The sequence below is a fragment of the Algoriphagus sp. genome (genome assembly GCF_030694375.1).
Taxonomy (GTDB): Bacteria; Bacteroidota; Bacteroidia; order Cytophagales; family Cyclobacteriaceae; genus Algoriphagus.
In genome coordinates this window covers 256,376-277,764 of record NZ_JAUXYL010000007.1, presented here as the reverse complement: position 1 = coordinate 277,764, position 21,389 = coordinate 256,376, and the positions used below count along the sequence as shown (strand labels likewise).

The following is a 21,389-nucleotide window of genomic DNA, read 5'->3' as shown; positions in this document are numbered from 1 at the left end:
AGTAGCAATTTGAATGAAAATCTCCCCGGTTTTGGGCGGGGAGATTGGTTTTAAAGACAGCTCACCCGAGGATTGAATTTTGTGAAAATTCCGCTGGGATTGTGTCTCCAGACCCAGACATGAAGCTGATAATTATCGAACGGTAGAGGAGCGGGAGCAAGGGCTATGTCAAATATTTGAGTTCCGAAATAAGGAATCATGGTATGATGGGCATCCCAAGCTGCTGAGACTACGACGAACTCTACACCAACCAATTTCATGTTTCCATTTTTATCCTCTTCATAAAGCAACGCCTCACAGGCTGTGTTGGGTCATAGTTTCCATCCACATATCCAAAGTTGACATAATGAAAACCCATTGCCCCCATAGTGGGATGAGAAACACATTCACTGGCCAATTCATATCCTGCGGCCAATGCATTAGCCAAATCATGATAGTTAGCAGTGGCGGCCCTGAGATCTGCCAGCATTTTTAGTGTTGTTGGATCCATTCTTAGATTTTCCAAAGTAAAGCTTTCCTGTTCGCGACTGGGGTTTTCCAAAGTCAAATTTGGATCTATAGAAATAGATGGATCGCTGGATTCTGAAATACAGCTAAGCTGGAGAAGAAATGCTACGGATAGTAACATCGTCCCCCAAAGAAGTTTTGGAAGTTGGTACTTCATAGAATTTTGGGTCCTTGTTAAGGATTTAAAATATGGCAATTCAAAAATAACCCCGAAGGATACCGATGCTAAAAATCCTGTAAATCAGTAGGATGTGTAAATAAATGTAACCTGAAATCATGATAAAATAGCGGATAAGGCCTAGCTTCTTGAAGAATTTTTTTTAAGAAAAATCAATAATTGATCCATAATCAATCTATTTCTTCCCCTCCTCAATCCAATCCTTCAGTCCACTGCGTAAGTGCTTTTAAATTCGATGAAAGTTCAATTCTAACCAGCTTTGATTTTTCTGAGGAAACCAAAACCGAATTATTAACCTAAAAACACCAAAATGGAAAATGAACTGATCAAGCCTCAGGGTTTGGTGAAAAACGCAAACAGACGTCAGTTCCTCAGAGTGGGAACAATGACCGTAGCAGGAGCAGGATTGCTGCTGATTGGCTGTAATGATGACAAGGACATTATGCCCGAAGGTATGGTCAGTCTCGGATCAGGAGATACTGGTATTTTGAATTATGCTTATGCATTAGAGCAATTGGAAGCGGCCTTCTATGCGGAGGTATTGCGAGGAAGCTATTTTACCAATGCATCAGCAGAAGAGAAGACCATCATGGGAGATCTGGAGAAGCATGAAAGAGCTCACCGCGAATTTTTCAAGGCAGCTCTAGGAACAAGCGCTATTGGACCCTTGGAGTTTAACTTCACTGCTATCGATTTTAATAGCAGAACATCCGTATTGGGAGCGGCTAAAACCTTTGAAGATTTGGGAGTGGCAGCATACAACGGTGCTGGTCAGCATCTGGAAAGTGCAGATCTTCTTTTGATCGCAGGAAAAATCGTATCGGTAGAGGCTCGTCACGCAGCGGCCATCAGAGACCTGATCAATCCGGGAACAGCGGACTTTGCGGGCAATGACATCATTGATGCCAATGGACTGGAGCGTACGCTAAACTTCACACAGGTATTGACAGCTGCCAGCGCTTTTGTCAGAACCAAGATCGATTTCAGCAAGCTTCCAAGTTAATTCCACATTTTAATCACACTAGACATGAATTTGATCAAATTATTAGATACAATGTGTCCTGACACAAATAGTGCTGAGGACAAAGACCGTTTTTATTCCCGCAGAGATGCCTTCAGGCAATTCGGGGATTTCGGAAAGAAAATAGCGCTTGCTGCAGTTCCGCTTTCTGTTTTGAGTTCTATTCCTCACATCGCAAAGGCGGATACGGCCAGCTTGATAGGGGTGTTGAATTTTGCGCTCACCCTGGAGCATTTGGAATATAGATATTATGAGATGGCTTTGACCTCAAACGTAATTGCTTCTGCAGACCGGGTGATTTTTCAGAAAATCCGTGACCATGAATTGGCCCACGTGAAGTTCTTACAGGAGGTAATTGGCAACGTATTGAAAGGTACTCCGGTAGCAGAGCCTAAGTTTGACTTTACAGCAAAAGGTAATTTTCAGCCTTTTTCAGATTATCCTACATTCTTGGCACTCGCCCAGGCTTTTGAAGATACTGGTGTGAGAGCATATAAAGGACAAGCCGCAAATGTGAAAGAAAGCGATGTGGTGTTGACTGCGGCTTTGTCCATTCATTCGGTGGAAGCAAGACACGCTTCAATGGTGAGAAGACTTCGTACAAAGAAGGGCTTGGACACTGTGAAAGGCTGGATCACTAATGCCTCAATCGGTACATTGCCAGCTGCAACTACTCCTATCTATGCAGGTGAAGAGAATATTATGCAGGGTGGAGTGAATGTTGTCAATTTAACGAGTCTTGATGCCGGTGCGGTATCTGAGGCATGGGATGAGCCCTTGAATGCTAACCAAGTATTGGGAATTGCTTCCCTCTTTTTAGCTTCATAAACTTAAAGCTGGGTTAATGTTTGTGGAGTAGATGTCATCCTCGTGAGGGGATGGCATCTTTTTTTAGCCCCAAGTTTTTTACCGCAAAGAACACAAAGGAGCGCAAAGTTTTTTTACCACATAGGAGTTCTCAGAGGAGAAAGAGCTTCTTGGATTAATCCTTTAATTAGAATTCAAAACCATTAAGCTCAATTAATCTTTTTCAAGTTCACAGAGGAAAAAGGTAAGCTTTTCCCTTAAAAAATCTGTGTTAATCTGCGACTTTTTCGGTGTCAATCTGTGGGAAATAAAAGTTGCAAAGACTATCGATCAAAAAGTTATCCGATACAAGCTGCAGCGCTGAATGTCCGGAAAGTTTTTGAGTTCGGAGTGATCAAATTCCTTCCAAAAGTCCATTCCAATCTTTTTCATCACCTGGATTGAAGCCGTATTGCCGATGGATGCCATAGATACCACTTCGGTGATTTGGTTTTGCTGAGCAAAGCTCAGGCAAGCCAAAGCACCCTCTGAAGCCAAGCCTCGATTCCACCACGTTTTACCTATCCTCCAGCCGATATCCACACAAGGAGTGAAATCCGATTCAAAAGTCTTCCAACCCATCCCAATCGTACCGATCAACTCCTTTGTTTCCAATAAATCCACTGCGAAATAGCAATAGCCTCGTTCCTCATACATTCGCTGCATGCGATCCATCATGGCTTGGGTTTCCTCCCGGGAAAGCGGTTTTTGGAAGAAGCGCATCACCTCCGGGTCTGAGTTGATTGCCGCAAAATCATCCAAGTCAAAGGACTGCCAAGTGCGAAAACCGAGTCTGGAAGTGGTGAAGAGATAGTGGTTCATTTGGTGTGAAATCTGTAATTTATCGATCGTAATCGAGAATTTACATGTTTAATTTCGGTTACGATTGAGAGTTTACATTTTTGGTTTTCCTGGAGTTGATTTTACAATCTAGTAATCACATTCCTAAACTGTAAAAAATCCCCATGCTTTGATTGACCAATTATAAACCCTTTCCATCACACCTCCATCCCGTTAAATTGGTTAAACCGTCGTCTTCCCACGCTCACGGCGGCGGCACGGCAGACGGTTTTGTCGCCGTATTTCATATTCAGCTTATCGAGGTCTGTGGGTTGGTTACTACTTTCATTTTCAAAATTTGGCCATTAATACTTGTTTTATGGCAGTTGATTAGTTTTTCGCTAAAAATTTCATTTGACCCCTTGATAACCGTTTGATCTAATTATATTTTCGTTTCACGAAAATGAAGCTTAATATGGGTTGGATACAGAAAAACTATGACTTGGGAAACATTTAAACTAATCTTATTCAGTGTTGGGCTTTTACTTTCTTTCTATGAAATTTATGAAAGAAGGAAGGATGGAAAAAAGATTCCTTACACTTCGATAGCTTTAGTAGTTCTATTTGTGGTGCTTATCTTAGGTAAATTTTTGTGATTTTTATATTTAGATAGGTGGTGCCACAAGTGGTGTCACCCCTACACCTCCTCCAACCATTAAACGGATTAAACCGTCGTCTTCTTACGCCCACGGCGGCGGCACGGCAGACGGTTTTGTCGCCGTGTTTGACACTCGGCTTTTGATTGCTTGAAAGAGGATACAGGATGGATTGGTGTAGGATTCATGGTCTATGAATTTTCTAAATGTGTTAAATGAGTTCATATGAATAGTAATAAGCTAAAAAAAGCACTGGCGAAAGTATCTGTTCTTACGGTAGGAGTATATATAATTTCTAGTGCTCTTTTCTGGATAATTCCTAAATTCAATTTATCTGAAATAGTGCTCGGTGTCTTGGTTGGTTTTAATCTGATATTTATGACAGTTCAGTTTAGACGGGCCATAAATCCCTCTTCTTTTTTTGATTTGGATACTTCTTTCAAATCGAAAATTATCAGCCAATACACACTTAATATCCTGATCTTCATCATCTTTATTTTAAGATCCTAGGTAGGTATATCGGCTAGAAGTTGCCTCTATTTTTTTGAGGCAACTTTTTTGGATTTTCAAACCTCCATCCCATTAAACGGATTAAATCTCCTTCTTCCCACACCCATGGCGACGGCCCGACAGACGGTTTTATCTCCGTATTTGACATTCAATTTGTCGAGTGCCTGATAGAGATTGATCTGTTCCTGACTGTCTTCGAAGAGCTTGATCTGATAGTTGCCATAGACCAGCGAACTGAAGCGCACGCCGATCAGCCGGATCAGCATTCGTCTGCTGTATAGTTTATGAAAGAGTGCCTTCACCACAGGCAGGAGCGTATGGTCCGCCGAAGTATAGGGAATACGCTGCTGCACGGTATGTGTCTCAAAGTCCGAGTAGCGGATCTTCACACTCACGCAGGCGGAGAGCTGCCCTTTTTGACGGAGTTTGGAGGCGAGCTGCTCAGTCATGGCCGTCATCGTAGCCTCCAGCATCTTGACATCGATGGTGTCCTGCTCGAAGGTGTTTTCGGAAGAGATTGACTTAGCCTCAGAATAGGGAGTGACCAAGGATCGGTCGATTCCGTTGGCTTTTTCCCAGATCATGGTTCCGTTTTTCCCGAAAGTTGCTTCCAGCAGTTCGGCAGGCATCTGCTGCAGGGTATGGACTTTTTTGACGCCCATGTTGTAGAGCGTTTGGGAGGTTTTTTCGCCGATCATGGGAATTTTGCGCACGGATAGTGGGGCGAGAAAGGGTTTTTCCTGACCGAATGGAATCTGCTTTTCGTTGTTGGGCTTGGCTTCGCCAGTGGCGACTTTGGAGACGGTTTTATTCTCCGAGAGTCCCATAGAGATGTTCAGACCGCTTTGTTTGATAATTTTTTGGCGGAGCTCATGGGCCAGCTTGAAGCAACCAAAGAAGCGGTCCATCCCCGTGAGATCGATGTAGAATTCATCCACGGAAGATTTCTCAAAGATTGGGACACTCTCCCGAATGATCTCGGTGACTTCGTGGGATTTTTGGCTGTATTTCTCAAAATCCCCTCGCACGAGTATGGCTTCAGGACAGAGTTGCCGGGCCATCCGCATCGGCATGGCCGAGTGCACTCCAAACTTCCGAGCCTCATAGCTGCACGAGGCCACCACTCCCCGGTCGCCGGAGCCCCCGATGAGGATAGGTTTGCCATTCAGCCTGCTGTCAAAAAGCCGCTCCACTGACACAAAAAACGTGTCCAAATCCATATGCACGATATTCCGCTTCCCTTCCATGACCTTTTGTCTATATTATTGACAATTATTAGTCTATAAATTAAACAAAAAGAATAACTTTGGTTTCTTGAATTTCAAAAGATTGACCGAAGCTGTCTTACTTTATTGCTTATGTATCTCCACTCAAACATTAAGATTTTAAGAAAAAAGAAGGGATTGACTCAGGAAGCATTGGCTGAGAGATTAATGATCTCCCGATCTAAACTTGCGGGATATGAACTGACCATTTCGCCGTCGCTTGACGTGATCGTCCGCATAGCGGAGAACTTTAGTGTTTCTATAGATACTTTAATCAAAGAAGATCTTGCATCTTATTCTGAATTCAAACTCCGCGAACTCCTGGAGACGGATCAGTTTCTGCGCGGGCGAAAGCTCCGCATTTTGGCGACTACAGTCGATGAGCAAGGTAGAGAACTGATCGAGGTGGTCTCGCAAAAGGTCAAGGCGAGTTACTTGGCGGGGTTTTCCGATCCGGAGTTTATTGCTGAGTTGCCGCGCTTTGCTTTGCCTTTTCTCCCGATGGACAAAAAGCACCGGGTGTTCCAGGTGGATGGCGACTCGATGCTGCCGATCCCCGATGGGGCTTGGATCGTCTGTGAATATGTGGATGACTGGATGGCCATCAAAGACGGCGAGCGCTATGTAATCGTCACCGAGCAGGATGGCGTCACGTTTAAGATCGCTTACAATAAGATCAAAGACGAACAAAAATTGCTGCTTTGCTCAGCCAATCCGATCTACGCCCCGTTTGAAGTAGAAGCAGAGCAGGTCAGAGAAGTGTGGAGGTATCGGCTGGCGATGGTATGACAATGATCAATTTTCAATTCACAGGTTGGATTTTACTTGATCTTTGAGTTGAAAATTGTTCATTGATAATTTACTCGCTATGGATAAAAGATATGATTTAGAAGAACGGCTAGTCAGATTTGCAGGAGATTGCATCAAGTATTGCAGCACAGTGGGAAATACGTTTGGAGAAAGCCATCTCAGAGAACAGTTAATTAGGTCAGCCTGCGGAGCTTGCTTGAATTATGGAGAGGCCCAAGGAGTTGAAAGTAAAAAAGATTTCATCCATAAGAATGGGATTGTATTGAAGGAACTCAAAGAGTCCCGTTCAACATTAAAAATTTTAGCATATTCCGAGTTGGGTGATCTCCTTATTAGAACCGAGCTGTTGAAGGAGTCAGAAGAACTTTCTGCAATATTTGGTAGAATAATTACTAGTGCGAGAAAAAACCTAAGCAATGAACAATGAACAATATGCGACAATAGCCAGTGTTTAAGTATTGTGCTTGATCATTAAGTTTGGCCATTGAGAATTGAACATTGATAATTGAATATTGCCTATCCTATGCCCATCATTTCCTCACCACTTGGTAATATCCGAATCAGCTCCCGAGAGGGCTGCCTTTCTGAGTTGAAGTTTACCGATGAGGAGACAGACGGAGAGATTTTAGATCAAGTCCTGTTAAGTACCGTGCAGCAGTTGGAGGAATATTTTGCCGGAGAAAGAAAGACTTTTGATATGCCGATCGGGTTGGGAGGGACGGATTTCCAGCGGAAAGTATGGTTGGAAGTCAACAAAATTCCTTTTGGACAGACGGCCACATACATGAAGATTTCCCAGAAACTGGGCAAGCCAGGTGCCATCCGTGCAGTGGGCGCAGCAATTGGGGCCAATCCCATTCTTGTCATTCTTCCTTGTCATCGGGTATTGGGAAGTGATGGCAGTCTCACAGGTTATGCCGGAGGTTTGGACAGAAAAAAAGCCCTCCTGGAATTGGAAGGCCATGCTTTTCAGACGAGTTTGTTTGAGTGATCAGTGTCCAGTCTCAGTTGTCAGATTTGTAAATTGCAATGGTTTCTGTCAGGTTTATAAATTGCAATGGCTTCGATTCTCCGCCGCTGCGGACAAGCTGCTCAGCCTGACACAATCTGCCTACTTACTGCTACTTCAAACTGCCTACTTTTCTTCAAGCTCCACAATTACCTCAATCTCTACCGCCATATTGTTGGGAAGCGAACCTACACCTACGGCTGATCGGGCGTGCTTTCCTTTTTCACCGAATACTTCCACCATCAGATCAGAGAAGCCGTTGATTACAGCAGGCTGGGAGGTAAACTCAGGGGTGGCATTGACCATCCCGAGTACTTTGACAAACTGCTTGATTCTGGATAAGTCTCCCGTGGCGGCTTTCAGTACTGCGATGATTTCAAGTCCCGTGGCCCGAGCCGCTTCATATCCTTGTTCAACACTCAGATCTGCACCCACTTTTCCATAGATTTTCGGGCCACTTCCTGCGAGGTAAAGTAGGTTCCCCACCTGCTTCCACTTGACATAATTGGCGATCGGCTGGCCCACTTCAGGGATTTTGAGACCCATTTGCTCCAGCTTCTCTTCAGGAGTCTGTGCATTTACGGAAAGGGATATTCCTGTGATGGTTAGTATAAGGCATGTAAAAAGAATTTTTTTCATGGGTATAGTGTATTGGTTGCCGTTTCTAAGCTAACTGATTCTCCTTACTTTTGATAGTCTTTTTAAAGTGATTGCGATGTCAATTATTCAAATTCTCCCATATTCCCCAGAGTTTCAGCCTTATTTTGAATCCATCAACAAAGCATGGGTCACCCAGTACTTTACACTGGAACCGTTTGATATTGAGCAGTTGGAGCATCCAGAGGAGACGATTTTGGCAAAAGGGGGAGGGATTCTTTTTGCAAAAATAGGTGATGAAATTGTCGGAACTGTCGGGTTGATTCCAACGAATAATTCAACCTGTGAAATGATCAAAATGGGTGTAAATCCTGCTGCTCAAGGAAAAGGGGTGGGGCACTCGCTTGGAGTTGCTGTTATGGAGGAGGCCAGAAAGGTGGGATTTTCAAAGATGGTTCTTTATTCCAACACCAAACTTGGAGCGGCACTTCATCTTTATAAAAAACTTGGTTTTCATGAAGTGAAGGCAGAATGTGGAGCTTATGGCCGTTGTGATATTAAAATGGAGCGAATGCTCTGAGTAGTTCGCTGTTTTGTCTGTTTAAAATTGTTTCGTAATAGTCACACCTGACTACCACAGGCAGGCTTGTTTACTTAGGTGGCGGATTGATAATCTGTCCACGGCATATCGCCTCATGCTTGATTTCCTAACATATATCAGGTTTTTTCCTGATTTAACGCAATGAGATTCTAGATAGGAAGTTGGAAATTTAGTGTCTAACTAATAGCCCAAATTCTATGAAAACTATTCTAGTTCCCTTTGATTTTTCGACTTATTCACTTGCTGCTCTACAAACCGCACAGCGGATTTGCGCGAAGAATCAAGCCAAGATCATTTGTGTGACTGTTATTCCTTCTGAAATAGATTGGGATTTACTGTCCGAAGAAGCAAAACTAAAGTACCCCCAATTGCTGGAGGAACGTCAAGAGGCCATGGAGGTTTTGCCCGGATATATTAAATCAGTTGCTCCTGCTAAAGCTCAAATAGAGCAAATCATAAAAATAGGTGTGCCATATGAGCAAATCCTAAGAGTAGCCGAGCAATCATTTGCCGACCTGATCGTGATAGGAGCGTATGGGAAAGGCCACGTGGAGGGGAATTTTGTCGGTTCAACACTGCAAAAAGTAATTCGTTTCGCACCATGTCCCGTTTTAGCTGTAAAAAGCGCTTTGGATGGAAATGCTTTCCGAAAAATTGCTTTTGCTACGGTATTCAACAAGGCAGGGAAAGTCGCTTTTGAAAAAATGCTTCCCCTTGCAAAAATTTTTAAAACGTCAATTCACCTACTCTATGTAAACACGCCAGCTCATTTCACTAATTCCTCTAAATCAGACAGGGATATGGCGGAGTTTGGCAAGGGACATGAGCAGTTTGTAATCCATCGCCATGTGTATAATCATGAAGACGCTGAAAAGGGCATCATGGAGTTTTGTGAAAAAAACGGAATTCAGCTCCTGGGAATTGTCTCCGGTGAGCGAGGCCATGCATCCTCTTATGTCATCGGGACCACAGAAACGCTGATATTCAAATCAGATCTCGGTATTTTAAGTATTAAGTCTTGATTACCAAAATCTGAAACGCTTTTCGTAGATTCTGTTTCGGAATATCCAGTTGTCCCAAATATCCGGTGAAAGGTATATTTCAACACCTACACTTACGGTCATATACCCATCATAACGATGGGTGAGGCCGGACCCTCGGCGTACTCTTCCCTGATTTCTCAAAATTTTATCTACATCCGGTTCACCACCCTCAAGTATAAAGCTGGGATTTCGTATGGCTAGCCGAAGGCGATCAGGGTTATTTCCTGTGACGTAGTCATCAACCAAATCAAGGTAAAATTCACTGACGTTGAACGCAGAAATGTCATCCATGTAATCGGTGAGCGTAAAGCGATAATTTCCTTCAATCTTCATGTCCATGTAGACATTAAGCTTGTATTTGAAGCCTAGGCCCATCGGGAAAACTACAATTTTGTCATTGTAAGGGTTGTTTTCAAGCTGAAGCGGGCGTAGGTCTACCCAGGTTCCGTTGAGCTCAGCCTTTGGATTGTTGGTAGACATTCCTACCCCAAAAAAGATGTATGGATTCCAAAGATGTCTGGTGATATTATTCACTTTAACAGGGTGCCAATAATACTCTATGAGTGCTGCTACCTCAATATTATTGGCGCGAAAGTGTAGGTTTCTCGGTGTTCGAAATGCTCTTGGATCGGAAGGTGGATCCGAACCGGATATTTTATAATAGGTACCCTCCAATCTAGCTTTAAGATGGGTTCCAAAAATATAATTCACCGCAAAATTGGCATTATAATCCGGCTGAATTCCCTCGTTGTATTTCCAAAATGAATAGAGTTCTCCAAAATATTGTGAAGGTCCGATTCCAGCTGATATTGACCAAGGCTCTTCAAACCTATAGCGATAGAAGCTTTGGGAATAAGTAGAAAAAGACGAGAAAAGAAATAATATTATGAGTAATCTTTTCATTTTTTAATGAGTCGCAATTTTCCTAATCAATTGCTAGGCAGAAATTTAGGCTAAATTCCCAATTTTTCAAACCCTGACTTTAAATGTAGGTCGCGCTGTGGAAACGGAATCTCGACATTTTCGGCGGTAAATCGCTTAAAAATAGCGTAGTAGAGTTGGCTCTTCAGCACATTTGGTTTATTGACATAATCACTTGTCCATACCCTAAGGTTAAAATTAAGACTGTTGTCCCCATAGCTATCGAATAGGACATCGGCTTCGGGAGTTTCCAGTATTCCCGGAATAGCTTTGGCTACCTCTACGAGAATTTTCTTAATCTTCTCCGGATCTTCCTTGTATGAAACGCCCACCGGGAAATTAAATCTGATTCTATGTTCATTGTGAGACCAATTGATTACCTGACTGTCTATAAATTGACTGTTTGGCACAATTACACTAATGTTATCATTCGTCACTACTGTGGTGGCCCTGGCATTGATCTGGATCACATCACCTGAGACATCACCTACCTCTATTCGATCGCCTACCTTGATTGGCTGCTCAAATAAGATGATGAGTCCGCTGATAAAATTGTTTGTGATGTTTTGAAGTCCAAAGCCAATACCTACACCAATTGCACCAGCCAAAACTCCAAAGGCACTCAAATCAATCCCATTGGTCTGAAGAATCGAAAAAATCCCACCTAAAATGATCAAATACTTGACCATTGTCCCGATTGACTCCTTAGTCCCCTTGGCGATTTGGGTTTTTTTCAGTGCATGCTTCACCAAAAATCGCCGAACCCATTCTGCAATCACAAAAAGTGCAACAAATGAGAGGACCAAAGTCATGGCCAAGCCGATGGTGAGCTTGGAATCGCCAAGACTGATTAGATTTTCATTTAATATATTCTCAAGCCATTCTAAAAAGCTCCCCTTTTTTTCCATAATCCTCTGAATTTAACGCTCTGCTAAACTACTAAACACCAAATTTCGATCCTTAAACTATTTATTCTTAACCCGAAAAACCAATTTTGTTTTCAAAAATGATTCTGTTCGGTAGAATCTTTTGATTTTGACCTTGGTGAATGTCAGTTTTGAAATAATTGACTGATTATTTTTAATTTTGACCTTATGAGTAAACAAAGAGAAGAATTAGAACACCGTCTAAAACTCCGGAATATCAAGCTGTCAGACTATGATGGTATCCGGGACATCATGGTGTCAATTTATAAAAATCAAGGTGGTGCATGGACTAAGGCAGAGCTTAAAAACCAACTGAAAGTTTTTCCGGAAGGTCAAATATGTATCGAGGATAACGGGGTTGTCATTGCAGCAGCTTTGAGTATCGTGGTGGATTATGCGAAGTTTGGTGACAACCATACCTATGATCAGATCACCGGTTTTGGGAAATTTGACACCCACGATGATGACGGTGACACCCTCTATGGCACCGATGTTTTTGTGCACGCTGATTATCGGGGGATGCGGCTTGGCCGACGGCTTTATGATGCCAGAAAAGAGCTTTGTGAAAACCTAAACCTAAGATCCATCATTGCAGGTGGACGGATTCCCGGGTATTCGAAATACGCGGATGAAATGACTCCGCGTAAATACATCGATCTGGTGAAAAACCGGGAGATCTTTGATCCAGTGCTGTCTTTTCAGTTGGCCAATGAGTTTCACGTTCGCAAGGTGATCACCAAATATTTGCCAGAGGATACCGATTCCCGTGCCTATGCAACTTTGCTCGAATGGATCAATATCTACTATGAAAAGGATGAAAAACTCATCGGCAACAAGAAGTCAATCGTCAGACTTGGATTAGTGCAGTGGAAAATGCGCCGCTTTTCCAATGTGGACGATCTGATGCAGCAGGTAGAGTTTTTTATTGATACGGTTTCCGGTTATAAATCCGACTTTTGCCTATTGCCTGAATTTTTCAATGCTCCTCTTTTGGCGGAGTTTAATGATATGGATGCATCCGAAGCCATTCGTAATCTGGCCGATTACACCGATGAAATTGTCGGCAGGATGAGTGAATTGGCAGTGTCTTATAACGTGAACATCGTGGCAGGATCGATGCCTGAATACGATGGTAAAAAATTGCGTAACGTCAGCTACCTCTGTCGTAGGGATGGCACTCAGGACAAACAGTACAAATTGCACATCACTCCCGATGAGGCGGCATATTGGGGTCTGCAAGGGGGGAATGGGATTCACGTCTTCGATACTGATGCGGGTAGAATAGGAATTTTGATCTGTTACGATGTGGAATTTCCTGAATTGGGAAGGATCCTTGCCGAGCAGGAAATGGACATTCTGTTTGTGCCCTTCTGGACCGATACCAAAAACGCCTTCCTTCGGGTAAATACCTGTGCAAGGTCTCGTGCGATTGAGAATGAATGTTATGTCGCCATTACAGGTTCGGTGGGTAACCTCCCGAAAGTTGAAAATATGGACATCCAATATTCTCAGGCAGCTATTTTTTCCCCTTCGGATTTTTCATTTCCCCATGATGCGATTGTAGCGCAAGCCTCAGAAAATGAGGAGACCATCATCGTGGCCGATGTTGATCTCGATCTACTTACCAAGCAGCGGAAGGCAGGAAGTGTCAGGAATTTGGAACAACGTAGATTGGATCTTTACTCAGTACAATGGAAGCAGAAAAAACAATAAATCACTACTTGGCACATGTGTCGGAGGAAGTTTTCTCAAGAGCTAAATCCATCAAAGTCCTCATCACGGATATTGATGGAGTGATGACTGATGGGGGTATTATCTATGATGATCAGGGGATTGAGTACAAAAAATACAATGTCAAAGACGGACTGATCGTCCAGCATCTCCGGAAGGCAAAAATTCTGGTCGGAGCGATCACGGGCAGAGCTTCTCAAGTGGCGGAAAATCGTTGTGAAGAACTCAAGTTTGATTTTCACTACCATGGAATCAAAGACAAAGGAAAAAAACTTGAGGAAATCCTCCAGACGATTGAGGTCAGCATGGAAGAAGTTGCCTACATCGGTGATGATTTGATTGATTTACCGATTTTGGCCAATGTTGGTCTGGCAATTTCACCAGCTGATGCCTTGCCTTATGTGAAAATTTATTCGCATTACGTTTCTCCATTTGCCGGAGGCAAGGGTGTATTTCGCGAAGTGGCTGATATTCTTTTGCATTCAAAAGGTCAGCTTGTCCCGATTATTGAAAATTTATCCAAAAAGGAATTATGAACAGAACCAACCATACCATGCACATCCGTGAGGGTGTAGTTTTGGGAGCTGATAAGCCCGTGCTTTTTTCTGGCCCTTGCGCCGTTGAGAGTTATGATATTTGTATCGAAATAGGCACCAAAGTGAAGGCCTGGGCCGATCAGTATGGCTTTTCGTATGTTTTCAAGGCCTCCTTTGACAAAGCAAATCGTACTTCATCCGGATCTTTCAGAAGTATCGGGATGGACAAATCATTGGAAGTATTGCAACGGGTAGGGAAGACGCTTAACGTCCCTCTGGTGACGGATATTCACGAAAGCTACCAAGCTGCTGAAGTGGCTGAAGTGGTCGACGTGCTTCAGATTCCGGCTTTTCTTTGTCGGCAGACGGACTTGCTTTTGGCTGCAGGCCAAACCGGTAAAGCTGTCAAAATCAAGCGGGGTCAATTTATGGCGCCGGAGGACATGCAATACGCCGTGACCAAGGTACGATCCACAGGGAATGAAAATGTATGCCTGACAGAACGGGGATTTTCCTTAGGTTATCACAATTTGGTGGTGGATATGCGTGGCCTTCCGATCATGCGTCAGTTTGCTCCGGTAGTATTTGATATTACGCACTCTGTCCAGCAGCCGGGAGGGCAAGGTGGAAGCAGTGGAGGGCAGCGAGAATTTGCCCCAATTCTGGCAAGAGCTGCCGCAGCTACGGGAATTGATGGATTTTTTATTGAGACTCATCCGGAGCCAGCAAAAGCGCTTAGTGATGGGCCAAACTTAATACCACTACACAGAATGGGTGATTTTCTCAATATGTTAAAAGAAGCATGGCTTTTGGGGAGGAAGTTTCAAGACTTCGCAGTGGAGTAAAACCATCAACTCAGATATGAAAAAAGTACTTGCCATTGGCATAGCAGTATGTGTGATTTTGGGTATCCTTTGGGTTACCCTTTTTAATAAAAAATCAGATTTAACAGAAGAATTACAAACCAGACTGGAAGGCCAGTCTTCCGAAGTGTCGCTAAAAATCGGTGAAACGTCACTCAAAGCCCGCGAGGAGCTTCGGCTTTTTTATGCCGAAAGGGAGTATGCGGAGGCTTGGTCCAGCAACGGAAAACTCACCAAGCTCGGGGAGGAACTCAAATTTGAAATCGGCGAGTCAAAATATGATGGACTCAACCCGGAAGACTATCACGCTTCAGAAATTGAGCTCTTATTTCAGGCAATTTCCGACCAAAAAGGAAAACTGAAAGCCAAACCATTTGCGGATTTGGCAGATTTGGATCTGATGCTTACAGATGCTTTTTTCCAGCTGGCAAGGCATCTGGAAATTGGAAAAATCGATCCAAGCAAACTCAAATCTGCATGGGATCTGGGAGTAAATACACCCAGCATCAACTATAACGAGCTTTTGAACGAGTCTATCCGAAAAGGGTCAATCAGAGATGGGCTTGAAAGTCTATACCCGGAATTTAAGATCTACAAGAAGGGAAGAGAGGTAATCCGGGATTTGGATGAAAAGCGGAAAATTGACACGCTGGTTTGGAAAACTGTCAATCTGGAAAAGTCTCTGAAAATCGGCGACTCCCATGCTTCAGTTCCGGGTTTACGGGACCGCTTGATTTTTTGGGGTTATCTGAAGCCCTATGAGTTGAAAGATAATTTGGTCTTCGATCCACAGATGGAAGAGGGGCTGAAAAAATACCAGCTGAACAATGGGATGGAGCCTGATGGCGCCATTGGTAATTTGACTGCCGAAAGCCTGAATAATTCTCCAGCCAGACTATTGGACATCGCAGCGGTGAATATGGAAAGATTGCGTTGGCTTTCGGATACGCTTAGAGACTCAGAGCTTATTTTGGTCAATGTGGCAAATTATCAATTGGACTATCTTAACAAACTCGATACGGTTTTAACAGCTAAGGTTATTGTGGGGAAGGAGTATAATGCGTCCCCGGTATTCAGTGCACCGATGACTTACATTGCTTTTAGCCCTTACTGGAATATTCCAGCATCGATCACAAAAGATGAAATTGTCCCTGCAGTACGGAAAAACCCAAAATATTTAGCTCAAAAAAATATGGAAGTGGTCACGAGCTCCGGTGAACCGGTCAACCCCAAACCGGGTGATTGGTCCGCTGAGACTTTTCCATATTTGATTCGTCAAAAGCCGGGAGGTTCCAATTCCTTGGGATTGGTCAAGTTTATGTTTCCAAATGAACACAGCATATACATCCATGATACTCCTGCGAGAAGTTTGTTTCAATTGGAAAACAGGGCTTTGAGCCATGGTTGTATCCGAATTCAAGATCCGGCAAAATTCGCGGCACTTTTACTGCAAGACGATCCCTCTTGGACTTCAGAGAAAATCAATGAGGCTATGAATCAGGAAAAAGAACAGATCGTACAGTTGAAAAAACACATTCCGGTTGTGATCTTTTACCTGACATTCTGGGCTGATTCCAATGGGGCGCCTCATTTTAGATCAGATATATACAATCGTGATCAGGAAGTATTATTGGCATTGAAGGGAACGGAGTAAGGATATACCGCTTTTGAGCAAATAGAAGTGGTTTTCTGAAGGGATAATTCTAGTTTTACAGTGACTTACTGTAGACTACTTATGATGATTCGGAAAATCACTTTTATCCTATTTTTGGGATTTTCGCCCTTATTTCTATTGGCAAGTACTCACGGTGATCAAGATCCCTTACAAGATCAAATCCGACTCAAACTGGAGAGTATTCAACCGGGTAGATCACTTTCCATCCGAAATCAAAACTTGAGTGCCTCCGGAGATATTTTTTCCTTTTATTCAAATCGGGAATTCCGCGAAATCTGGTCATCTGATGGGATCCTGACTGAATTGGCCTATGAGTTAAGATTTGAAATCCGCCAATCCAAGTTTGACGGCTTAGACCCTCAAGAATACCATTTAGGCTTGATTGATACCTTTTTCAATACTTTTGAAGCCAACAAAAAAAACAAAGTATCCAATGATCTGGGAGAACTTGTTGATTTGGAGCTTTTGCTAAGTGATGCTTTTTTTCAGCTTGCCGCTCATTTGGAACGGGGAAAAGTGAATCCTGCACTTCTCAAATCGACTTGGGAAATAGCACGGAAACCGCAAAAAGTAAATTATGGTGACTTACTCTCCGTTTCGCTGGCATCGGGGGAAATCCGAAGAAATTTGGAAACGATTTATCCCAAATTCACTAGTTACAAACGAGGGCGCGAGGTAATCAGGCAGCTGGATGAGAAAAGTAAGGTGGACTCACTGAATTGGAAACCTATAAAAATAGATAAAACCATCAAAGTAGGAGAAAGTAACAATTCAATTCCGGTTATACGACAGCGCCTCCAATTTTGGGGATATATGGGGCACTATGAAACGGAAAACCCCAAAGTATATGATTCTTTACTTTTTGAAGGAGTTAAGGAATTCCAGCGTAAAAACGGAATGGAACCTGATGGAGCATTGGGTAAAAATTCGATTGCTGGGATCAACAATTCGCCAAATGTTCTTCTGGACCGGGCTGCAGTCAACATGGAGCGGCTGAGGTGGCTTCCTGACACATTGAAAGAAGCTGAAATCATCTTGGTGAACATTGCAAACTACCGGCTTGACTATATCTACAAGCTTGATACCCTATTTTCATCTAAAGTAATTGTAGGGAAGCAGTATCATGCTACTCCAATTTTTTCGGCAGCGATGAGTTATATTGTATTCAGCCCCTATTGGAATATTCCCAACTCGATCGCTCGCAATGAAATCATTCCGGCCATTCGCAAAAATCCGGATTACCTCCGGCAAAAAAATATGGAGGTGGTAACCTTTTCGGGACAACCGGTAGACCCAAGTACAATTAATTGGTCCAATAAATCTTTTCCTTACATGATCCGCCAAAGGCCCGGTGGAAGCAATTCACTAGGCCTTGTGAAATTTATGTTTCCCAATAGGTTCAGTGTTTATATCCACGATACGCCGACGAGAGCCCTTTTTGACAGAGAAGATCGTGCACTTAGTCATGGCTGCATTCGCCTACAAAACCCCACGGAATTTGCGAAAATCCTACTCAGCGACATGCCGGAATGGACCGACGAAAGAATCAACCAAGCTATGAATCAAAAATCTGAGCGAATAGTCAACCTCAATCGAAAAATTCCCGTCGCCTTGGTTTATTTGACTTTTTGGGCCGATTCGAAAGGTCAAGCCCATTTTCGACAGGACATTTACAACAGAGACGCGGAGATATTAACTTTGCTCAGGAAATAATCAGGGCTGAACCAAGGTGGATTGGCTCAAGTAATTTTGGTCTTTTCCAAAAATGAAAAGCAAGCTGCCTTCTTTGATTAGATCAATCACTTTTGCTGACAGTTCGGGAGGAAGTGCAGGGCAGCCCAGGCTTCTTCCCAGTCTGCCGGTTGATTTTGCGAATTCTTCCCGCGCATAATCAGCGCCATGAATCACAATGGCGCGTGCCCTGGCTTGATCATTGAAGCCTTTTTCCAACCCATCCAGTCGAAGCGAGTACCCATGTTTTCCCTGATAAGTTTCTGCAGTTTTATAAAATCCCAAGCTGCTTTGGAAGGATTCAGGGGTATTTGAAAAATTCTTTGCCATGAGCTCACCGGTATTTCTTCCATGAGCGACTACTGTGTTGAGTAGAATTTCTCTCTTTTCCACATCGATGACCCAAAGTCGCTTTTCAGTAGAAGGAAGACTGAAATCGATAACGGTCAACAATGGCTTGTCCAGATGATGCTCGAGTTTTTCCCATCCTTCAAGCGCATAATTTAATGCCTCCAGATTTGGGATGTTTTGATGCTTTTTTGCTAAAGATTCAAAAATGACTTCCGAAGAGTGATTGTTTTCTAGTGGAACTAGAGTGGGGCTTGAACCTGAGTTTGGATCTGAAAAAGTAAAAGTCCAAACTAAGGAAATTAGAATTCCTGCTGAGATCATGAAGATTTGGCTTACTTATGAGGTGATGTTCAAATGTAGGGTATCTTCTTCATTGTCAAAAACATTGCCATAAAAATAGGAGGTGATTTTTGTCACCAGAGCTAAAGAATAAAATGGAACCTTATTTGGTGGATAGAGGGTTTTCGAAATGGTACATGGAAAAGATATTTTGGGAGCCTCCCTTTAATCTGTAATTTCAAGGCCTTTAGTTAAATTAATAAATTGACTTGCAGAGATTTGACTGATTTGTTTAAAGGAAAAATGAAATAATTAAACAAAAAGAAAAGACCTGCTGTTTGAATAATCAATGAAAGTATCCGTATTTAGAAAAGAACATTTTAATGCTGCTCACCGTCTCAACAATCCCGAGTGGTCTGATGCGCAAAATGAGGCCATTTTCGGCAAGTGTAACAATGCAAACTTCCATGGTCACAATTACGATTTAATTGTGCAAGTCAAGGGAGAAATTGATCCTGGTACAGGATACGTTTATGATATGAAAGTGCTCAGTGATTTAATCAAAGAGTACGTTTTAAATAAGTTTGACCATAAAAATTTAAACCTGGATACCGATGAATTCAAAAATCTCAATCCATCCGCCGAAAACATCTCAGTGGTTATTTGGAATATTTTGAGGGAAAAGATTGATCGGAAATTCGAATTGATCATTCGACTTTATGAAACAGAAAGAAACTATGTTGAGTACGATGGGAATTGATATAGCCCGATCTTCATTCGAGTACATCGGAGAAGATCATGTTGGAACCTCACTTGAGACACCGCTCCGAGAAGATGCATTTGAAATGGATGATGACCTAAAGGTCGAATTAATCGAAAAGCATTTCAGAGAGATTATGCATATCATGGGATTGGATCTGACAGATGATAGCTTGAAGGGTACTCCTCATCGTGTAGCCAAGATGTATGTAAAGGAAGTGTTCAGTGGCTTAAATCCTAAAAATAAGCCTGCTGCAAAGCTTTTTGAGAATAAGTACAAGTACAATCAAATGCTAGTGGAGAAGGACATCACCTTTCATTCCCACTGCGAGCATCATTTCGTGCCGATCTATGGACGGGCGCATGTCGCATACATTTCCAGCGGTGATGTAATAGGTCTTTCTAAAATCAACCGGATAGTGCAATACTATTCCAAGCGACCACAAGTTCAGGAAAGATTGACCATGCAAATTGGCAATGAACTGAAAGAAGCCCTGGGTACGGAAGACGTGGCTGTGATCATGGATGCCTATCACATGTGCGTAAGCTCTCGTGGTGTTAATGACACGAATAGCTCAACGGTCACTTCATTTTTCTCAGGAAAATTTGAATCAGAAGAACAAACTCGCAACGAGTTCTTGAAATACATCAGTTTGAAGAAGTAATTTCCCATTCTGAATAAACCAATTGAAACCGGGCCAAATGCCCGGTTTTTTTTGTGATTTATAAAACAAAAACACCAGTTATTCTCTTTTAATCAGAGAAATTAACCTATATGAAGGACAAAAATATTGTAATCGTCGGAGGGAACTCTGGCATAGGAAAAGCAACAGCGACTTTGTTAAGTGAAGCTGGGGCTAATCTGTTTTTATATTCCAAAAGTGGAAACGGTACCAAAGAACTGGACACCAGTGTAGACTTCACCGAAATTCCCGGTTTGCCTGAAGTCATTGATGGCGTAGTGTACTGTCCGGGCACGATTAATCTGAAGCCATTCCACAGGATTTCCCTTGCTGATTTTCAAAATGAGATGGACATTAATTTTTTTGGAGCGGTTAGGGTGCTCCAAGCTTGCCTCAAAGGATTAAAGAAATCTTCCAGTCCTTCGGTGGTGCTTTACAGTACAGTAGCAGTACAGACGGGAATGGGTTTTCATGCAGGAATTGCTTCGGCAAAGGGTGCTGTAGAAGGACTAACCAGATCTTTGGCTGCAGAGTGGGCTCCTTCAAAAATCAGGGTAAATGCCATTGCACCTTCCTTGACAGAAACTCCGCTAGCTTCAGCATTGCTTTCTACTCCTGAGCGTAAGGAGTCCTCAGATAAAAGACACCCCCTGGGGAGAATAGGTACTTCCGAGGATATCGCCGAAGCAACTGCATTTTTGCTTTCTTCGAAATCTTCCTGGATGACGGGCCAAATTCTCCATATCGATGGAGGAATGTCTAATTTGAAGTAAAATTTAAACAATTTATCTGTTCATTTTGTCTTAACCCATGGGTACGGTCCCGAGAGAATAGTGCTGTGATTATGAAGACTCCACCTGAATCATTCCTTCTTTTCAAGGAAGAATTGAGGAAAGCGCAACTTGAAAAAGAGCGGCTTAAACAACAATACGAAGAGAAATTGTCTGATGTCAATCGAGAACTTTATCGATTGAAGGAGCAAATTCAGTCTCAACAAGACATGATGCGTACCACGCTGGAATATGCTTCTGTACTTGAACAACGACTGTCGGAGTTCAAAGAAGAAGTTGCGCATGTGACTACTCAACGTAAAAATTCCGTTTACTAAGCT

24 protein-coding genes are annotated in these 21,389 nt (G+C 42.8%); 16 read left to right on the top strand and 8 right to left on the bottom strand.

Features of this window, described 5'->3' with window-relative positions; genetic code table 11:
- Window positions 1–50: 50 nt before the first annotated feature.
- Both Q8M62_RS02440 and Q8M62_RS02435 read right to left on the bottom strand, forming a co-directional pair.
- Complete coding sequence (locus tag Q8M62_RS02440) at window positions 51–260, bottom strand: hypothetical protein (protein WP_304900038.1); 210 nt, start codon at window positions 258–260, stop codon at window positions 51–53.
- The gene (locus Q8M62_RS02435; RefSeq protein WP_304900037.1) at window positions 257–664 is read right to left on the bottom strand and encodes a hypothetical protein; all 408 of its coding nucleotides are present in this window, start codon (window positions 662–664) and stop codon (window positions 257–259) included. Before Q8M62_RS02435 ends, Q8M62_RS02440 begins: the two co-directional genes overlap by 4 nt.
- Window positions 665–995: 331 nt before the next feature.
- Here Q8M62_RS02435 and Q8M62_RS02430 point away from each other — a divergent pair, with 331 nt between their 5' ends.
- Both Q8M62_RS02430 and Q8M62_RS02425 read left to right on the top strand, forming a co-directional pair.
- On the top strand, window positions 996–1,688 hold the full coding sequence (locus tag Q8M62_RS02430) for a ferritin-like domain-containing protein (RefSeq protein ID WP_304900036.1): 693 nt from the start codon (window positions 996–998) through the stop codon (window positions 1,686–1,688).
- A gap of 24 nt (window positions 1,689–1,712) precedes the next feature.
- A complete protein-coding gene (locus Q8M62_RS02425) occupies window positions 1,713–2,534 on the top strand; it encodes a ferritin-like domain-containing protein (protein ID WP_305668007.1) in 822 nt (273 codons plus the stop codon).
- A 309-nt stretch (window positions 2,535–2,843) separates the two neighbouring features.
- Here the strand turns inward: Q8M62_RS02425 and Q8M62_RS02420 are convergent, their stop codons facing one another.
- Both Q8M62_RS02420 and dinB read right to left on the bottom strand, forming a co-directional pair.
- Entirely contained in the window at window positions 2,844–3,374 is a 531-nt protein-coding gene (locus Q8M62_RS02420) for a GNAT family N-acetyltransferase (RefSeq protein WP_304900034.1), read from the bottom strand.
- Between the two features lie 1,180 nt (window positions 3,375–4,554).
- Window positions 4,555–5,745: a DNA polymerase IV gene (gene dinB, locus Q8M62_RS02415; protein ID WP_305668006.1), complete on the bottom strand. Its 1,191-nt coding sequence runs from the start codon at window positions 5,743–5,745 to the stop codon at window positions 4,555–4,557.
- A 111-nt stretch (window positions 5,746–5,856) separates the two neighbouring features.
- Between dinB and Q8M62_RS02410 the strand changes: the two genes are divergently transcribed.
- The 3 genes from Q8M62_RS02410 to Q8M62_RS02400 all read left to right on the top strand — a co-directional run bounded on the left by Q8M62_RS02410 (window position 5,857) and on the right by Q8M62_RS02400 (window position 7,564).
- Window positions 5,857–6,552: a LexA family transcriptional regulator gene (locus Q8M62_RS02410; RefSeq protein ID WP_304900032.1), complete on the top strand. Its 696-nt coding sequence runs from the start codon at window positions 5,857–5,859 to the stop codon at window positions 6,550–6,552.
- 79 nt (window positions 6,553–6,631) lie between these two features.
- Window positions 6,632–7,000 (top strand): four helix bundle protein, encoded by a 369-nt coding sequence (locus tag Q8M62_RS02405; RefSeq protein WP_304900031.1) that lies wholly within the window; start codon window positions 6,632–6,634, stop codon window positions 6,998–7,000.
- 96 nt (window positions 7,001–7,096) lie between these two features.
- Window positions 7,097–7,564, top strand: coding sequence for a methylated-DNA--[protein]-cysteine S-methyltransferase (locus Q8M62_RS02400; protein ID WP_304900030.1), 468 nt, complete (start codon window positions 7,097–7,099; stop codon window positions 7,562–7,564).
- A gap of 144 nt (window positions 7,565–7,708) precedes the next feature.
- Here Q8M62_RS02400 and Q8M62_RS02395 read toward each other — a convergent pair whose 3' ends face one another.
- The gene (locus Q8M62_RS02395; protein WP_304900029.1) at window positions 7,709–8,221 is read right to left on the bottom strand and encodes a RidA family protein; all 513 of its coding nucleotides are present in this window, start codon (window positions 8,219–8,221) and stop codon (window positions 7,709–7,711) included.
- Between the two features lie 76 nt (window positions 8,222–8,297).
- Between Q8M62_RS02395 and Q8M62_RS02390 the strand changes: the two genes are divergently transcribed.
- Window positions 8,298–8,759: a GNAT family N-acetyltransferase gene (locus Q8M62_RS02390; protein WP_304900028.1), complete on the top strand. Its 462-nt coding sequence runs from the start codon at window positions 8,298–8,300 to the stop codon at window positions 8,757–8,759.
- Between the two features lie 218 nt (window positions 8,760–8,977).
- Complete coding sequence (locus Q8M62_RS02385) at window positions 8,978–9,802, top strand: universal stress protein (protein WP_304900027.1); 825 nt, start codon at window positions 8,978–8,980, stop codon at window positions 9,800–9,802.
- Here Q8M62_RS02385 and Q8M62_RS02380 read toward each other — a convergent pair whose 3' ends face one another.
- Both Q8M62_RS02380 and Q8M62_RS02375 read right to left on the bottom strand, forming a co-directional pair.
- A complete protein-coding gene (locus Q8M62_RS02380) occupies window positions 9,803–10,726 on the bottom strand; it encodes a hypothetical protein (RefSeq protein WP_304900026.1) in 924 nt (307 codons plus the stop codon).
- Between the two features lie 50 nt (window positions 10,727–10,776).
- Window positions 10,777–11,652 carry a mechanosensitive ion channel family protein gene (locus Q8M62_RS02375; RefSeq protein ID WP_304900025.1) on the bottom strand — a complete coding sequence of 292 codons (876 nt, stop codon included), beginning with the start codon at window positions 11,650–11,652 and terminating at the stop codon, window positions 10,777–10,779.
- A gap of 186 nt (window positions 11,653–11,838) precedes the next feature.
- On the opposite strand from Q8M62_RS02375, the gene Q8M62_RS02370 reads away from it, so the two are divergent.
- From Q8M62_RS02370 to Q8M62_RS02350, 5 genes are all read left to right on the top strand, one after another.
- The gene (locus Q8M62_RS02370) at window positions 11,839–13,383 is read left to right on the top strand and encodes a carbon-nitrogen hydrolase family protein (protein WP_092729233.1); all 1,545 of its coding nucleotides are present in this window, start codon (window positions 11,839–11,841) and stop codon (window positions 13,381–13,383) included.
- The gene (locus Q8M62_RS02365; RefSeq protein WP_304900024.1) at window positions 13,362–13,937 is read left to right on the top strand and encodes an HAD family hydrolase; all 576 of its coding nucleotides are present in this window, start codon (window positions 13,362–13,364) and stop codon (window positions 13,935–13,937) included. Before Q8M62_RS02370 ends, Q8M62_RS02365 begins: the two co-directional genes overlap by 22 nt.
- Window positions 13,934–14,782: a 3-deoxy-8-phosphooctulonate synthase gene (kdsA, locus tag Q8M62_RS02360; RefSeq protein WP_304900023.1), complete on the top strand. Its 849-nt coding sequence runs from the start codon at window positions 13,934–13,936 to the stop codon at window positions 14,780–14,782. Before Q8M62_RS02365 ends, kdsA begins: the two co-directional genes overlap by 4 nt.
- Window positions 14,783–14,798: 16 nt before the next feature.
- On the top strand, window positions 14,799–16,454 hold the full coding sequence (locus Q8M62_RS02355) for a murein L,D-transpeptidase (RefSeq protein WP_304900022.1): 1,656 nt from the start codon (window positions 14,799–14,801) through the stop codon (window positions 16,452–16,454).
- 81 nt (window positions 16,455–16,535) lie between these two features.
- Complete coding sequence (locus tag Q8M62_RS02350) at window positions 16,536–18,188, top strand: murein L,D-transpeptidase (RefSeq protein ID WP_305668005.1); 1,653 nt, start codon at window positions 16,536–16,538, stop codon at window positions 18,186–18,188.
- Here the strand turns inward: Q8M62_RS02350 and Q8M62_RS02345 are convergent, their stop codons facing one another.
- Window positions 18,189–18,878 carry a murein L,D-transpeptidase catalytic domain family protein gene (locus Q8M62_RS02345; protein WP_304900020.1) on the bottom strand — a complete coding sequence of 230 codons (690 nt, stop codon included), beginning with the start codon at window positions 18,876–18,878 and terminating at the stop codon, window positions 18,189–18,191.
- Window positions 18,879–19,185: 307 nt separating this feature from the next.
- On the opposite strand from Q8M62_RS02345, the gene Q8M62_RS02340 reads away from it, so the two are divergent.
- The 4 genes from Q8M62_RS02340 (at window position 19,186) to Q8M62_RS02325 (ending at window position 21,386) form a co-directional block, all read left to right on the top strand.
- Entirely contained in the window at window positions 19,186–19,596 is a 411-nt protein-coding gene (locus Q8M62_RS02340) for a 6-carboxytetrahydropterin synthase (RefSeq protein ID WP_092729227.1), read from the top strand.
- Entirely contained in the window at window positions 19,556–20,260 is a 705-nt protein-coding gene (gene folE / locus Q8M62_RS02335; protein WP_304900019.1) for a GTP cyclohydrolase I FolE, read from the top strand. The genes Q8M62_RS02340 and folE overlap by 41 nt, the downstream gene beginning before the upstream one ends.
- 110 nt (window positions 20,261–20,370) lie before the next feature.
- The gene (locus tag Q8M62_RS02330) at window positions 20,371–21,051 is read left to right on the top strand and encodes an SDR family NAD(P)-dependent oxidoreductase (protein WP_304900018.1); all 681 of its coding nucleotides are present in this window, start codon (window positions 20,371–20,373) and stop codon (window positions 21,049–21,051) included.
- Between the two features lie 71 nt (window positions 21,052–21,122).
- Window positions 21,123–21,386 (top strand): hypothetical protein, encoded by a 264-nt coding sequence (locus Q8M62_RS02325; RefSeq protein ID WP_092729224.1) that lies wholly within the window; start codon window positions 21,123–21,125, stop codon window positions 21,384–21,386.
- Window positions 21,387–21,389 lie beyond the last annotated feature (3 nt).